The organism is Pedobacter sp. 10L46_2, from assembly GCF_056395165.1.
Genome location: NZ_JBFTIZ010000272.1, coordinates 1 through 14,959, shown reverse-complemented (window position 1 = coordinate 14,959; position 14,959 = coordinate 1). Strand labels below are relative to the sequence as shown.

13 protein-coding genes, 1 tRNA gene and 1 pseudogene are annotated in these 14,959 nt (G+C 37.9%); 9 read left to right on the top strand and 6 right to left on the bottom strand.

Translation table 11 applies throughout. From position 1 onward, the window contains the following. A partial coding sequence (locus AC1DDX_RS22045; RefSeq protein ID WP_477622603.1) for a hypothetical protein occupies positions 1–460 on the top strand: 460 nt, incomplete at its 5' end. A gap of 304 nt (positions 461–764) precedes the next feature. On the opposite strand, the gene AC1DDX_RS22040 is transcribed toward AC1DDX_RS22045, so the two are convergent. From AC1DDX_RS22040 to AC1DDX_RS22015, 6 genes and pseudogenes are all read right to left on the bottom strand, one after another. Beyond that, positions 765–1,886, bottom strand: a complete 1,122-nt coding sequence (locus AC1DDX_RS22040) for an ATP-binding protein (protein WP_337715836.1) — start codon at positions 1,884–1,886, stop codon at positions 765–767. Between the two features lie 456 nt (positions 1,887–2,342). Then, the gene (locus tag AC1DDX_RS22035) at positions 2,343–2,939 is read right to left on the bottom strand and encodes a mobile mystery protein B (RefSeq protein WP_337715838.1); all 597 of its coding nucleotides are present in this window, start codon (positions 2,937–2,939) and stop codon (positions 2,343–2,345) included. Continuing rightward, positions 2,930–3,388 carry a mobile mystery protein A gene (locus tag AC1DDX_RS22030; RefSeq protein ID WP_288879667.1) on the bottom strand — a complete coding sequence of 153 codons (459 nt, stop codon included), beginning with the start codon at positions 3,386–3,388 and terminating at the stop codon, positions 2,930–2,932. The genes AC1DDX_RS22035 and AC1DDX_RS22030 overlap by 10 nt, the downstream gene beginning before the upstream one ends. A 511-nt stretch (positions 3,389–3,899) precedes the next feature. Continuing rightward, a tRNA-Arg gene (locus tag AC1DDX_RS22025) sits at positions 3,900–3,973 on the bottom strand. Between the two features lie 112 nt (positions 3,974–4,085). Continuing rightward, on the bottom strand, positions 4,086–4,550 hold the full coding sequence (locus AC1DDX_RS22020; RefSeq protein WP_172660941.1) for a redoxin domain-containing protein: 465 nt from the start codon (positions 4,548–4,550) through the stop codon (positions 4,086–4,088). Between the two features lie 92 nt (positions 4,551–4,642). Next, a pseudogene (locus AC1DDX_RS22015) lies at positions 4,643–5,511 on the bottom strand (SDR family oxidoreductase). Between the two features lie 239 nt (positions 5,512–5,750). On the opposite strand from AC1DDX_RS22015, the gene atpD reads away from it, so the two are divergent. From atpD to ilvC, 8 genes are all read left to right on the top strand, one after another. Then, the gene (gene atpD, locus AC1DDX_RS22010; RefSeq protein ID WP_048903946.1) at positions 5,751–7,256 is read left to right on the top strand and encodes a F0F1 ATP synthase subunit beta; all 1,506 of its coding nucleotides are present in this window, start codon (positions 5,751–5,753) and stop codon (positions 7,254–7,256) included. 25 nt (positions 7,257–7,281) lie between these two features. After that, entirely contained in the window at positions 7,282–7,524 is a 243-nt protein-coding gene (atpC, locus tag AC1DDX_RS22005; protein WP_048903945.1) for an ATP synthase F1 subunit epsilon, read from the top strand. A 582-nt stretch (positions 7,525–8,106) separates the two neighbouring features. Then, the gene (locus AC1DDX_RS22000) at positions 8,107–8,997 is read left to right on the top strand and encodes a branched-chain amino acid transaminase (RefSeq protein ID WP_172660943.1); all 891 of its coding nucleotides are present in this window, start codon (positions 8,107–8,109) and stop codon (positions 8,995–8,997) included. A gap of 50 nt (positions 8,998–9,047) precedes the next feature. Next, complete coding sequence (gene ilvD / locus AC1DDX_RS21995) at positions 9,048–10,727, top strand: dihydroxy-acid dehydratase (protein WP_477622602.1); 1,680 nt, start codon at positions 9,048–9,050, stop codon at positions 10,725–10,727. 10 nt (positions 10,728–10,737) lie between these two features. Further along, positions 10,738–12,477, top strand: coding sequence for a biosynthetic-type acetolactate synthase large subunit (gene ilvB, locus AC1DDX_RS21990; protein WP_288879655.1), 1,740 nt, complete (start codon positions 10,738–10,740; stop codon positions 12,475–12,477). A 9-nt stretch (positions 12,478–12,486) separates the two neighbouring features. Continuing rightward, a complete protein-coding gene (gene ilvN, locus AC1DDX_RS21985) occupies positions 12,487–13,104 on the top strand; it encodes an acetolactate synthase small subunit (protein ID WP_172660946.1) in 618 nt (205 codons plus the stop codon). A gap of 37 nt (positions 13,105–13,141) precedes the next feature. Next, on the top strand, positions 13,142–13,609 hold the full coding sequence (locus tag AC1DDX_RS21980) for a DinB family protein (RefSeq protein WP_288879653.1): 468 nt from the start codon (positions 13,142–13,144) through the stop codon (positions 13,607–13,609). Between the two features lie 33 nt (positions 13,610–13,642). Next, positions 13,643–14,959 (top strand): ketol-acid reductoisomerase (ilvC, locus tag AC1DDX_RS21975; RefSeq protein WP_477622601.1); only part of this gene is annotated, 1,317 nt, incomplete at its 3' end.

Genomic DNA, 14,959 nt, shown 5'->3' with positions numbered 1-14,959 from the left:
CGACTTCAGCGCCCCTCACCGCTATAGTATTTATGACAACCTGGCCAGAGAAGGGCTTTCCGCCGCACAGCAAATGCCAGACCTTTATGAACTTTCAAATGATGAATTTCCGATCATTTTATGGGCTAATGACTATAAGGCGTTGAAAGCTGAAGGAAATTTTGAACTCTTGGGAATGACATGTAATAAGCTTGTTTTTCATCCTCAAAAAAAACTTGTGGATGCCGCATATGAGGTTTATGTATCGGAGAATATACCCAAAACTCCCTGGTACCTTTTTACATTCATTGATCAGGTACCCAACGGTTTTTTAGGTTTATATAAAAAAAATGCGGCCAACACATTATTTGAAGGCATGGAAGCAAAGGAAATCAAGCGGGTCAATGTCCCATTTGATTTTTTCCGCGTTCCCCAAACCATGAAAATTAAACGGATGATTGCTCCACCCAAGCTAAATTAGTATAGATTAAAGCAGGGGTTTTTATTTCTAAAACCTAAATGCTTTCAACGCTATTTTATTATAAATTAATGAGGGAATAGTGAGATTTTTTTATTGATGTGAGACTAACATTTTGCAACTTAAGCTGTGACCGAATTATTGTATTTCTTTCCGCCCAAGTACAAACATAATTATAGAATAACAACCTCCTCCAGAATGTGCCATTAAGCCCATTGCCTCTACTTCAGATGCACCACATAAAATACAAGAGTCCTTTTCAACATAAAAGTCGCCTTGTACATTTACCTAGTGTAAAAGTCATGACCTATAAAAACTCCCAGTAATTATCCCTGTTAATTGCAGATGACGTTTCAGGGCTGTATTTTTCCATAAACGAAGTAGGAAATTTTACTTTCACTTTAGAATTCCATTTAAGTTCAAAAGCACTTAGTTTATTGTCCTGCTCCTCTAGGTAATCAATCTCGGCTTTATCCACTGTACGCCAAAAGTAGGTATTGCCATAAAAGCCGGTGTAAGCCAGATTCTTTTTGCGTTCACTAATAATAAAGTTTTCCCACAAAGCACCAATGTCATTACGCTGTGCAATAGGTGCAAAATTGTTAATGATGCTGTTCCTGATCCCATTGTCGTAAAAATAGATTTTGCGGGAAGTACTGATCTCATTGCGCAAATTTCTTGCAAGTGGATTTAAACGAAAGATAACAAACGACTTTTCCAGCAAATCAATGTAATTGTTAACTGTGGCCTTGTCTATACCCACAATCCTTGCAAGTTCATTATACGAAACTTCATTACCCACCTGCCATGCCAGTGCCTGTAAAAGTTTTAATAATGCTTCTGGCCTGCGGATGCCACCTGACTCTAAAATATCTTTATACAAGTAGCTCCCAGCTAGGTTATTTAAGGTCTCAATTGCACTATCAGGATTGTTAATCACATCAGGGTACATTCCTGTTATTAAAAATTCTTCCAGCCTTGAATGAACTTTAGCAAAGGAATATTGGTCTTTTAATTCTCTCCAGGATAACGGATATAACCGATATTCCCATTTACGACCGGTGAGCGGCTCATTGATTTTACTGGCTATTTCCAATGCCGAGGATCCGGATATAAAAAGTTGTATATCTTTTTTCGCATCAATAATCATCTTAGCACTAAGGCCAATATTTTCAAGACGCTGCGCCTCATCAAATACAACTACTTTGTAACTGCCGATGTAATTATTGATAAAAGCCTGTGTAGGATTGTTCCACGCTGTTCGTGTAGCTGGATCATCTCCATTGATATAAAGATAATTCTCATTTAATGAAGCTGCTATCTTAGTAATCAGCGTAGTTTTCCCCACCTGCCTCGGCCCTAATATCACAATAGCTTTTTTAAAATCAACCTTACTTTCTAAGGTCTTTTGCAAGGCTCTTTTAATCATGACACAAATTCTATTCCCCAAATATAGCAATATTAAGGGAATACAATCCCCAAATATTGCCTTTTTTAGGGAATTTAAACATATTATCATAATGGGGTTATTGAATAACATACCCACAGTTCCTAAAAGGTTAACTTTCTGAAATTATTCATAACTCTGAAGCGAAGAAACAGCTCTGCCCATTTGGGAATCTGTACTAGCGGCAATTTCCCAAATGGAATCAGATTACCTTGTGCAAGCATAGAACTCCTTATTCTGTTTTATCATAAGAAAATTGAATTCCGCAGCATCCAGAAAACTGTATAAGTAAAATTTGGGGTTAGCATATAGACCAATAAGGGTCAAAAAATACTTAAACGCAAAAAAAGCCTTAGATTTCTCTAAGGCTTTCAGTGCCCTTAGATATACTTCGAACACACCAATTTCTTGAATAATTAAAAATCGTAATATTATGGATTACGATCTGGCAAATGACAAAAGTAATGCGTAGTTCCCATTGTCTGCGGCCTTTAATGAATTGAGGTAGATATTTCGATTTTCGCTTTCTTTAGAAAGACTCCCTGCTCCCCATGTAAATATATTCCCATTAAACATTTTTTCGATAATAATATCAGCCATCAGCCGGCTATGTCGTCCATTTCCATTTGAAAAACAGTGAATACTAACTATACGGTGTTTAAACCGAACTGCTATTTCATCAGGAGAAAAAACATCATTATCAATCCAAAATCTGGCATCGTCTAACAGCGACTTTAATTCAACAGCGACTTGCCATCTGTCAACGCCAATGTTCTTATTTGTTTTGCGGAAATCCCCTGCCCATGCCCAAACATTCCTATACATTCGTTTATGCACGTCCTTGACAAAAGCTTCTGTAAGGAGGCTATTTCGTTTAAAATTTCTGCTCAAAGTCCATTGTATCGCTTCTTCGATATTCTGCTGTTCAAACTCATCCAGCTCTTCCCTGGTTGCAATGGCAGGGATTAGCAAACCTTCTTTTTCCTCTTCGTCCAATGGGGTTTGTCCATCAATATAAACTATATCTAATCCCATAAAATTTTAGGCATGTTATTTTTTATATCTTCGGTTCTCTCCTTTATTGCTTTTTCAATTCTTTCCTTGGAATTCTCCTGGTCTTCTAATTTCATGGTGTTTGATGTACGTAAAACGATTTTCGAAGCTAGCTCCATTGCCTTTTTTTCTATTAAAGTATCTAACGAACCATCCTTTGGTATAAAGCCATAAACCAATTCCATATCTAATACCCTTCCCACCTCTCTTAAGGATTTTAGCGTGATCGAACCATCCTTTTCTCTTTTTTCAATGTCCAAAATACCTTGTTTGGTAATCGACAATTTATTCCCCAATTGTTGCATTGACATACCTAGAGTAGTACGAATGGCTTTAATCCAACCAGTCGGTGGAACAGCAACCTGCTTTAAGGTAACAAAGCTTAGTAATTTATTATTAAGCTGTTGAATCATTAATGACTGTTTTCCCATATAAGTAAAGTTTTAACTTGACAATCTACCAATAAATGTAAGCATATAACTTTACAAAACTAAATAAAAGTAAAACTATAGCTTAACCTATTTTTTTTACCTATATTTTAATTAATTACAAATGACTATTAATCAACTCGCCTCACGAAGTAACGGAATAGTGAGAACAACAAAAAATTGCATTTTAGGAATGCGCTTAAGCTTTTCTAAAAAAAGAGTTAGAATAAGGTCATTATTAGTAGAACCAAAATTCTCTAGTTAAAAATCTGGTAGAAATAATCTGAGCAAGGATGCAGTAGCTGATGACTAAATATAAAATGCAAAGCTATATTCTTAACCTCTGCTCCACAAGTTTTAGGATTGACCCTTTTTATGTAATACCGTAGTCGCGTCAAACTGAGCTTGTATCAGGTGTCAGGCGAATGGCCATGAAGCAAAAAAGCCTCTAGAGATCATCTAAAGGCCTTATAAAGATTTTCAAGAATCCTTCCCATATGGGAAACTTTGTTTGTGCACTTGTAGGGATTCGAACCCCAAACCTTCTCATCCGTAGTGAGATGCTCTATCCAATTGAGCTACAAATGCGTTTTTTTGTTATAACTCCGTTTCGTTAACGGACTGCAAAAGTAATGCTTGAAATTCAAAATAGCAATATTTTTTATAAAATTATTCAGAGCATTACTCTTGCAGAACTGTATTATGCTTCTACTGCTTTCTTAATCGCATCAAAATCAGGCATATTACCAGCATCTTCTAAAACTTCTGAATGGATAATTTTTCCTTCTTCGTTCAAAACAAACGCTGCTCTTTTAGAAACGCCCTTTAAATTGAAGACAAAATCTTCGTAAAATGCACCGTAAGCCTGAGATATTTCTTTATTAAAATCAGAAAGTAACGGAAATTGGTAAGCTTGATCTTCTTTGAATTTAGCCAGGGTAAAAGGAGAATCAACAGAAATGCCAACAACAGCAGCATTCATTCCTTCATAATAGCCAAAGCTATCTCTCATTGTACATAATTGAGCAGTACAAACACCTGTAAATGCCATAGGAAAAAAATGAACAACTACTTTTTTCCCTTGATAATCTGAAAGAGACACCTCTTTCAACTCAGAACTAAATAATTTAAAATCCGGCGCTTTATCGCCAACTTGTAATGCCATAGTATAATTAAGTTTATTGTTCAAATATAAATCTGTGATCCTCTTCTTTCAAATCAAATACTAAAGATGAGAAAACACTGACCCCTCTGCACCTACTTCTTTAATTGCTGATCCAGAATTATCAGCCCTTCTTCAAAACTGTGTGGATTATAACCCAGGTCTCGAATAGTCTTGTCTAAAACAAAACCTGTTCTTACAGGTCTTTTTGCTGTTTGATTAAGTGTTTCTGCACTGATCTCATTGATCATGCTTTTATCAAGCTTCCAATAATCAGCTACTCTTGCTACCAGTTCAGAAATACTCATCATATCCTTCCCCGAAGCATTGTATATCCCCTGTGCATCCTTCTCAACTGCAAGCAGGCAGCAATCAGCCAAATCCTCTGCAAGTGTAGGCATGCGCCATTGATCATTAACCACGTTTATTGGTGAACCTTTTTCTAAAGCTCCCTTTGCCCATAGTACGATATTACTGCGGCTCATATCACTTACTATACCATATACTAATATAGTACGCAAATCTCTGCCTCGACCTTCGTTTGTCCATAATAACTTAAAGGATTTGGGTCAGCCTCTTCATCGTAAGGGCCTTTTGCCCCATCAAAAATAAAATCGGTCGACAAATGCACCAACTGGATATCATGTTCTTCGCAAACTGAGATCAGTGTTTTTACCGATTCCACATTCAACTGATAAGCCAATTCCTTTTGATCTTCGCAAGTATCCACGTTGGTCATGGCAGCAGTATGAATGATGGCATCAGGCTTATAATGCCCGACAACTTCCTTCACGTTCTGCGGATCCAGAATGTCCATTTCGGCATACATATATCCATCTTTAACAGGAAAACGATCAGCCCCTTTTGATGTTGCAATTAACTTAAATTGCTTCGTAGCAGATAACCGCTCTGTTATTTTCTGACCCAAAAGGCCATTACTTCCTGTAACTAGTATGGTTTTCATTAATGTTTATTTACAATTTTCAACAGCTGCCAATGCAGCAAAAATCACTATTTAATGCTTTAAAAGGCATAATTAAAGCCTCAATAATACCGGCTAAATTATTGATTAAAAAACTGTGGAAAAACTTTTTATTTATATATGTATTTCTTGTATAAAAATTTTAACTTTGCAAACCGAATTGTAGGCCCATAAAACAGCCTTTAACAAATTGATATTTATAATTTTACCCAAAACAATATATGCCTAACATTGGAAAAATAGCGCAGATTATAGGACCGGTAGTTGACGTGAGTTTTGCTGACGATGCTCATTTACCTCAAATTTTCTCTGCATTAGAGATTGAAAAAGAAAACGGACAGAAAGTCGTTTTAGAAGTTCAACAACATCTCGGTGAAGACCGCGTACGTGCAATTGCAATGGACTCGACCGATGGTTTGGTTCGTGGAATGAAAGCATTAGATACTGGTGCTCCTATTCAAATGCCAGTTGGTGATCAAATTAAAGGTCGCTTATTCAATGTTGTTGGTGAAGCTATCGATGGTATTAATACTGTTAGCAAAACCGGTGGCAGACCAATCCACAATGCTCCTCCTAGATTTGATGAGTTATCAACTGAAACTGAAGTACTTTTTACAGGTATTAAAGTAATCGATTTATTAGAGCCTTATGCAAAAGGTGGTAAAATCGGTTTGTTCGGTGGTGCTGGGGTAGGTAAAACGGTATTGATCATGGAATTGGTAAACAACATTGCGAAAGCATATGCTGGTTTATCTGTATTCGCTGGTGTAGGTGAGCGTACTCGTGAAGGTAATGACCTTTTACGTGAGTTTATCGAGTCTGGTGTAATCAACTATGGTGAAGACTTCCTTCATTCAATGGAAAAAGGCGGATGGGATTTGAGTAAAGTTGATACTGAAAAATTAAAAGAATCAAAAGCAACATTGGTATTCGGTCAAATGAACGAGCCTCCTGGTGCACGTGCTCGTGTAGCATTATCAGGATTAACAGTTGCTGAATATTTCCGTGATGGTGATGGCGAAGGCGCTGGAAAAGATATCCTTTTCTTCGTTGACAACATCTTCCGTTTCACTCAGGCTGGTTCTGAGGTATCTGCACTATTAGGCCGTATGCCTTCTGCTGTAGGTTACCAACCAACCCTTGCTACTGAGATGGGTTTAATGCAAGAGCGTATTACTTCAACTAAACGCGGTTCAATTACTTCTGTACAGGCTGTTTATGTACCTGCGGATGATTTAACTGACCCGGCTCCGGCTACAACTTTCGCCCACTTAGATGCTACAACAGTATTATCTCGTAAAATTGCTGAGCTAGGTATCTACCCTGCGGTGGATCCATTGGATTCTACCTCACGTATCTTATCTCCGGCTGTTTTAGGTGATGAGCACTACAACACAGCTCAACGTGTTAAAGAAACATTACAACGCTACAAAGAATTACAAGATATCATTGCAATCCTTGGTATGGACGAGTTATCTGAAGAAGATAAATTAGTTGTATCACGTGCACGTCGTGTTCAGCGTTTCTTGTCTCAGCCATTCCACGTTGCTGAGCAATTTACAGGCTTGAAAGGCGTATTGGTTGACATTAAAGATACCATCAAAGGATTTAACATGATCATGGATGGTGAAGTTGATGAATATCCTGAAGCTGCATTTAACTTAGTTGGAAGCATTGAAGAGGCTATTGAAAAAGGTAAAAAACTATTAGCTGAAGCAAACGCTTAATTTTTAAAGCGTACATAATATATATATGACATTAGAAATATTAACCCCAGATAAGAAAGTTTTTGAAGGTGACGTAACTGCAGTTACTGTTCCTGGTACCATGGGATCTTTTCAGATACTACATGACCATGCACCTATTATTTCAACTTTAGAAGATGGACCTGTAATTATTAAATGCAAAACTGGCGATCAAACCTTTACTATTAAAGGCGGTGTAGTTGAAGTTTTAAAAAACAAAATTATTGTGTTAGCCGAAGGGGTTGCTTAATATTTAATCATACAATATTCTAAAAGCCCTTTGAAATTTCAAAGGGCTTTTTTTTTATTTATAGTTTTTTATTAATACTCTCGTCGAGATGACGAAAACTTGAAAAATCCCCTCTAAAAAAATCAAAATTTCAACCAACTTTTTTAAGGTTTTCCACATTTTAAGAAGAATTTGCGCAAATTTATAATGCTAGCATAACACCTATACCGAATACCGATTTCATATTTGGTATAGCGACCACCATGTTAAGATATGAATTTTACATATATTTAAGAATTATATTCTTAAATATATGTAAAATAAAGAATTATATTTTTTTTCATTTATTTTCATTCACCTATTGATAGTTTAACCGCCAAGAGGTAAATTGGATTCTATAAAACAACAAGAAATTAAACAACGATATGAATCTTTCAGTCAACGTCTTATTTACTGTAATTGTCAACCTAATTCTCCTACTGATTATTCAGAAGGATAAGGCGCTATAAAGGAATATTGAATACTTAAAATATACTAGAGCGCCACCACAAGTGGCGCTTTTTTAATGAAACATCTAAAATACAAAAACATACCTGACAAAAAATGCAATATTTCAATTCAAATACCATACTTTACTTAAACGGGCGGTTCGAAAAAGCGGCCGACTCAAACGCCGATTTGTATGGTCAGTCGTTACACTACGGCTATGCAGTTTTTGAAGGAATAAGGGCCTACTCCACTCACAATGGCACCCGTATTTTTAAGGCAAGAGAACATTTCGAAAGATTAAAACGCTCTGCAGAATTAGTTCATATTCCATTTACATGGGACATAAATAAATTAATTAAACAAACCTACAGGTTATTAGAAATCAACAATTTAAAGGATGCTTATATCCGTCCTTTAATATACTGTCCACCTGCTATGTCATTGGTTGCTGCAAAAGAAGCTTCAATCATGATCTGCGTGTGGGATTGGGAAGCTTATCTTGGACATAAACTGCTTAAAGTTTGCGTATCAAGTTTTGAACGTCCAAATCCTAAATCAACTCCTATTGAGGCTAAGGTTAGCGGCAACTATGTTAACTCCATACTAGCCACTACAGAGGCCAAACGTAAAGGATTTGATGAGGCCTTGTTGCTTGATATGTATGGCAACGTTGCTGAAGCCCCGGGTGCAAATATCTTTATCGAAAAAAATGGCAGGTTATACACCCCTCCTCTTGGAAACATTTTACCAGGTATTACCCGTGCTACAGTAATTGAACTATGCCATATTTTAGATATAGAAATTATTGAGAAACACTTATCAGTAAAAGACCTGAAACATGCGGATAGCGCATTTTTCTGTGGTACAGCTACTGAAATTGCAGGAATAGGATCGGTAGACGAATATACTTTCCCATTAAAATGGACCGATAGCGTTGGTGCAACCATACAGCGTACCTATAAATCCCTGGTATTAGAAAAACAGAACTACGAAGTAATCATATAACTACTACATAATATAATAAGTAAATAACAAAAAAGACCTAACCACATAATATGTCACAAACACCAGAAATCAATCGCTACAGTAAAACTTTTACACAAGACCCAACACAACCGGCTGCACAAGCAATGTTGTACGGAATTGGTTTAACTAAAGCAGATATGGATAAAGCTCAGGTTGGTATTGCCAGCATGGGATATGATGGAAACACCTGCAACATGCATTTAAATGATTTAGCCAAAATCGTTAAAGATGGTGTATGGAAAAATGACATGGTCGGTTTAACATTCAGCACTATTGGTGTTAGTGATGGTATGTCTAACGGAACAGATGGAATGCGTTATTCCTTAGTTTCAAGAGATGTTATTGCCGATTCAATTGAAACCATTTGTGGTGGGCAATACTACGATGGATTGATCACTATACCTGGCTGCGACAAAAATATGCCGGGATCTATCATGGCAATGGGCCGTTTAAATCGCCCTTCTATCATGGTTTACGGTGGAAGTATCCACTCTGGGAACTACAAGGGTAAAGCATTAAACATTGTGTCTGCTTTTGAGGCATTGGGTCAAAAACTTGCAGGTAACTTAGAAGAAGAGGATTTTCAGGGTGTAATCAGAAATGCTTGTCCTGGTGCAGGTGCTTGCGGAGGTATGTATACAGCTAACACTATGGCTTCTGCTATTGAAGCCTTAGGTATGAGTTTGCCTTACAGCTCCTCATATCCTGCATTAAGCGAAGAAAAAAGAAATGAGTGCTTAGAAGCCGGTAAAGCAATCAGAATTCTATTGGAAAGAAATATCCTTCCTTCAGATATCATGACAGAAAGGTCATTCCACAATGCTATCGTTACTGTTATGGTTTTAGGTGGTTCTACCAATGCAGTATTGCACTTAATTGCAATGGCTAAATCGGTAGGCTTAAATTTACAACTTAGTGATTTCCAAAAAATCAGCGACAGCACTCCGGTACTTGGTGATCTAAAACCAAGCGGAACTTACCTGATGGAAGATCTGCATGAAATTGGCGGTGTCCCTGCGGTTTTAAAGTACCTGATAAAAGTTGGTTTAGTTCATGGCGACTGTATCACTGTTACTGGTAAAACATTGGCAGAAAACGTAGCAGATGCTGTAGATCTTGACTTCGATAATCAAAAAATTATATTCCCTGTAACAGAACCGATTAAAGAAACCGGTCACTTACAAATGCTTTACGGGAACCTTGCAACTAAAGGTGCTGTAGCTAAGATCAGTGGTAAAGAAGGCGAAAAATTTGTAGGCCCTGCCCGCGTGTTTGACGGAGAGCAGAAGCTGATTGCAGGAATTCAAAGTGGAAAAGTAAAGAGCGGAGACGTTGTAGTAATCAGACAGGTTGGTCCTAAAGGAGCTCCGGGTATGCCTGAAATGCTAAAGCCAACTTCGGTTATTATAGGTGCAGGATTAGGTAAAACTGTGGCTTTAATTACAGATGGTCGTTTTTCGGGTGGTACTCATGGTTTTGTAGTAGGCCACATCACTCCTGAAGCATGGGATGGCGGAAACATCGCATTAGTTCATGATGATGACATCATCACTATTGATGCAGTAAACAATTCAATTGATGTTCATTTAACTGAAGAGCAGCTGGCTACCCGCCGAGCGGTTTGGAAACAGTTGCCACCACCCGTCACAAAAGGAGTGCTCTATAAATACCTTAAACAAGTAAGCAATGCCAGCGAAGGCTGCCCCTAAACATACAACAATGGATACAGCACACGAGGAAACAACAACCTTAACAGAACCTAAAAAAACAACAACTGTTTCAGGCTCTGTGGCTTTATTGGAAGGATTAATAGCTGAGGGTACCGATACCATTTTTGGTTACCCGGGCGGCGCCATCATGCCAATTTATGATGCGCTATACGATTACAAAGAAAAATTACAACATATTTTAGTACGTCATGAGCAAGGCGGCACACACGCTGGTCAAGGTTATGCACGTACTTCAGGCAAAGTCGGTGTTGTTTTTGCAACCAGCGGTCCTGGCGCAACAAACCTGGTAACAGGTTTGGCTGATGCTCAGATAGACAGTACTCCTATGGTTTGCATCACAGGCCAGGTTTTTGCACACCTTTTAGGAACAGATGCTTTCCAGGAAACTGATGTAATTAACATCACCACTCCGGTTACAAAATGGAACTATCAGGTAACTGATGCCAATGAAATTCCTAGTGTTCTTGCAAAAGCTTTTTATATCGCACGCAGTGGAAGACCAGGTCCGGTTTTAATTGATATTACCAAAAATGCGCAGTTACAAATGTTCGAATACGAAGGATATACTCCTTGCGAACACATCCGTAGCTACCGCCCTAAACCTTTGATCAGAAAAGAATATATTGAGGAGGCTGCAGCGTTAATTAACGGAGCAAAAAAACCTTTCATCCTATTCGGACAAGGTGTTTTATTAGGTAATGCAGAACAAGAATTTAAAGCTTTTGTAGAGAAAAGCGGTATTCCGGCAGCATGGACAATACTAGGTGCCGGTGCCATCCCTACAGATCATCCGTTAAATGTTGGTATGCTTGGTATGCATGGTAACTATGGCCCTAACGTACAAACTAACGCTTGCGATGTTTTAATTGCAATAGGAATGCGTTTCGACGACCGTGTTACAGGCCGCTTAGATAAGTATGCAAAACAGGCAAAGGTTATTCATTTGGATATTGACCCGGCCGAAATTGATAAAAACGTAAAAGCAGACGTTCCTGTTTGGGGCGATTGTAAAGAAACTTTACCATTCTTAACTGCTTTGGTTGATCAGAAATCGCATACTGAATGGGTAGAGGAATTCAGGGCTTTTGATAAAACTGAGCAAGAAACCGTAATACAAAAAGAACTAAACCCGGAAAGCGGAGAGCTTACCATGGGCGAGGTTATCAATAAATTAAATGAGCTAACCAAAGGTGATGCTGTTATTGTTACCGATGTTGGCCAACATCAAATGGTTGCTTGCCGCTATGCCAAGTTTAACCAAACAAGAAGCAATATTACCAGCGGTGGCTTAGGTACTATGGGCTTTGGTTTACCGGCTGCAATTGGTGCTAAATTCGGTGCTCCGGAGCGTACAGTAGTTGCCATTATTGGTGATGGTGGTTTCCAGATGACTTGCCAGGAATTAGGAACCATTATGCAAAGTGGCATCGACGTTAAAATCATGATTTTGAACAACAGATTCTTGGGAATGGTTCGTCAGTGGCAGCAGTTATTCCACGAAAAACGTTATTCTTTTGTAGACATCACCAGTCCTGATTTTGTAAAACTTGCTGATTCTTACTACATCGCAGGCAAAAAAGTTTCAGAGCGTGAAGACCTTGTTGCAGCATTACAAGAAATGTTAGACCACAAAGGTTCTTACCTTTTAGAAGTAATGGTTGCCAAAGAACATAATGTGTTCCCTATGGTTCCACAAGGAAGTAGTGTAAGCGAAATCAGACTTAAATAATTAAAGATCATGAGCAATTCCAACGATATAGAAATAACCGGAAAACAGGAATTTACGATTACTGCATATACCGAAAATAGAATCGGCATACTTAACCGTATAGCCATCATCTTCTCCAGAAGAAAAATTAACATTGAAAGTTTAAACACCTCTCCTTCAGAAATTGAACACATTCACCGTTTCAATATTCTGATCCATGAAACAGAAGAGGTGGTTCGTAAACTGGCCCGTCAGATAGAAAAGCAGGTAGAGGTATTGAAAGTATATTACAATACTAACGAAGACATCATCTGGCAGGAAATGGCTTTGTATAAAGTACCTACAGATACGATTGCAGAAAAAGTATCGGTAGAGCGTTTGCTTCGCGAATATGGCGCAAGAGCAGTAGTGATCCGTAAAGACTATACTGTTTTTGAAACCACCGGACACAGAGAAGAAACTGATAAACTGATTGAGGTGCTACAACCTCACGGACTAATTGAGTTTGTAAGAAGTGCAAGGGTTGCCATTATTAAAGACAGTGAAGGTTTTAACCGCAAGCTTAGAGAATTTGAGCGCAGAGAACCAGGCGAGGATGTGATTGAAAATGAATTCCTTGATAAAGAGAAGAATGTATTTAGCATGTAATTCGTAGCAGGCGAATAGGCATTACAGAACTAATAAAATGGAAAACACTCTTTTTAAAACGATTATACAAACCAGGAAAAACTTTATTGAGTTGATAGAAACATCAACGATTGAAGAGGTAAATGAGGTGCCCGCAGGCTTTAACAACAATATAATTTGGAACTTTGGCCATATTATAAGCAGTCAGCAGATACTTTGTTATAAACTGGCCAATGTTGCCCCTGTTATAGAGGCTCAGTATATTCTGGATTATCAAAAAGGAACAAAGCCGGAAAAGTTCATTGAAGCCGAAGAAATAAACATTTTAAAAGACCTGGCGCTTAGCACTATTGATAAGCTGGCAGAAGATCTGAACAACAATGTTTTTGTAAGTTACATAGTGCGTACTACAAGCTATGGAATAGAACTAAAAAGCACAATTGAAGCAGTACAGTTTTTTCCGATACATGATGCTTACCACTATGGCTGTGCATCATCGATTAAGAAAGCATTAAATAAAAAGTAAATAAGAACCTTATAACAAAAAACCGATAAAACGATGTCAAATTATTTTAACACATTACCTCTTAGAGAAAAATTAAACCAATTAGGTGTTTGCGATTTCATGGACAGTTCAGAATTTCTTGATGGCGTAAATGCACTAAAAGGAAAAAAACTGGTAATTGTAGGTTGTGGAGCACAAGGCCTTAACCAAGGTTTAAATTTAAGAGATAGTGGTTTAAATGTTGCCTATACTTTAAGAAAAGAAGCTATTGAAGGCAAAAGAGATTCATGGAAAAATGCTACAGAAAACAACTTTACTGTTGGCACTTACGAAGAATTAATTCCTACAGCTGATGTAGTAATTAACCTTACTCCTGACAAACAACATACTGCAGTTGTAACTGCAATTATGCCGCTAATGAAACAAGGTGCTACTTTATTGTACTCGCACGGTTTTAACATTGTGGAAGAAGGAATGCAGATCCGTAAAGATATTACGGTGATCATGGTAGCACCTAAATGCCCGGGAAGTGAAGTAAGAGCTGAGTATGTAAGAGGTTTTGGTGTACCTACCCTAATCGCTGTACACCCTGAGAACGATCCGGAAGGAAAAGGTTTAGCACAAGCTAAAGCTTACTGCGTTGGAACTGGTGGCCACAGAGCTGGTGTTTTAAAATCATCTTTTGTTGCTGAAGTAAAATCAGATTTAATGGGCGAGCAGACTATCCTTTGTGGTTTGTTACAAACTGGCTCAATCCTTTCATTCGACAAAATGATTGAAAAAGGAATCGATGCTGGTTATGCTTCTAAACTTGTTCAGTATGGTGTTGAAGTAATTACTGAAGCATTAAAACATGGCGGTGTTTCTGGTATGATGGACAGATTAAGCAATGTAGCTAAAGTTAAAGCTTTTGAAATTTCAGAAGAATTGAAAGACATTATGCGTCCGCTATTCCAAAAACATCAGGATGATATCATGAGCGGTGAATTTAGCCGTACAATGATGGAAGACTGGGCTGCTGGTGACAAAAACTTATTGGCATGGCGTGCAGCTACAGGAGAAACTGCTTTTGAAAAAACTCCTGCCGGCGATGTAAAAATCGGCGAACAAGAATATTTTGACAACTATACTTTAATGGTTGCTTTTGTTAGAGCAGGTGTTGAATTGGCTTTCGAAACAATGGTTCAGGCTGGTATTAAACCAGAATCAGCTTACTATGAGTCGTTACACGAAACACCACTTATTGCCAATACCATTGCGCGTAAAAAGTTATTCGAAATGAATCGTGTGATCTCTGACACTGCTGAATATGGTTGTTACTTATTTGATTATGCTTGTAAACCTTTGCTAGCTGATTTCATGACTAAAGTA

Excerpts from the sequence above, each read along its gene's own strand:
- AC1DDX_RS22030 (WP_288879667.1), bottom strand. The coding sequence starts at position 3,388 with ATGGGAAAACAGTCATTAATGATTCAACAGCTTAATAATAAATTACTA.
- ilvN (WP_172660946.1), top strand. The coding sequence starts at position 12,487 with ATGAGCAATTCCAACGATATAGAAATAACCGGAAAACAGGAATTTACG.
- AC1DDX_RS22000 (WP_172660943.1), top strand. The coding sequence starts at position 8,107 with ATGCAATATTTCAATTCAAATACCATACTTTACTTAAACGGGCGGTTC.
- AC1DDX_RS22020 (WP_172660941.1), bottom strand. The coding sequence starts at position 4,550 with ATGGCATTACAAGTTGGCGATAAAGCGCCGGATTTTAAATTATTTAGT.
- ilvD (WP_477622602.1), top strand. The coding sequence starts at position 9,048 with ATGTCACAAACACCAGAAATCAATCGCTACAGTAAAACTTTTACACAA.
- AC1DDX_RS21980 (WP_288879653.1), top strand. The coding sequence starts at position 13,142 with ATGGAAAACACTCTTTTTAAAACGATTATACAAACCAGGAAAAACTTT.
- AC1DDX_RS22035 (WP_337715838.1), bottom strand. The coding sequence starts at position 2,939 with ATGGGATTAGATATAGTTTATATTGATGGACAAACCCCATTGGACGAA.
- atpD (WP_048903946.1), top strand. The coding sequence starts at position 5,751 with ATGCCTAACATTGGAAAAATAGCGCAGATTATAGGACCGGTAGTTGAC.
- atpC (WP_048903945.1), top strand. The coding sequence starts at position 7,282 with ATGACATTAGAAATATTAACCCCAGATAAGAAAGTTTTTGAAGGTGAC.
- AC1DDX_RS22040 (WP_337715836.1), bottom strand. The coding sequence starts at position 1,886 with ATGATTAAAAGAGCCTTGCAAAAGACCTTAGAAAGTAAGGTTGATTTT.
- ilvB (WP_288879655.1), top strand. The coding sequence starts at position 10,738 with ATGGATACAGCACACGAGGAAACAACAACCTTAACAGAACCTAAAAAA.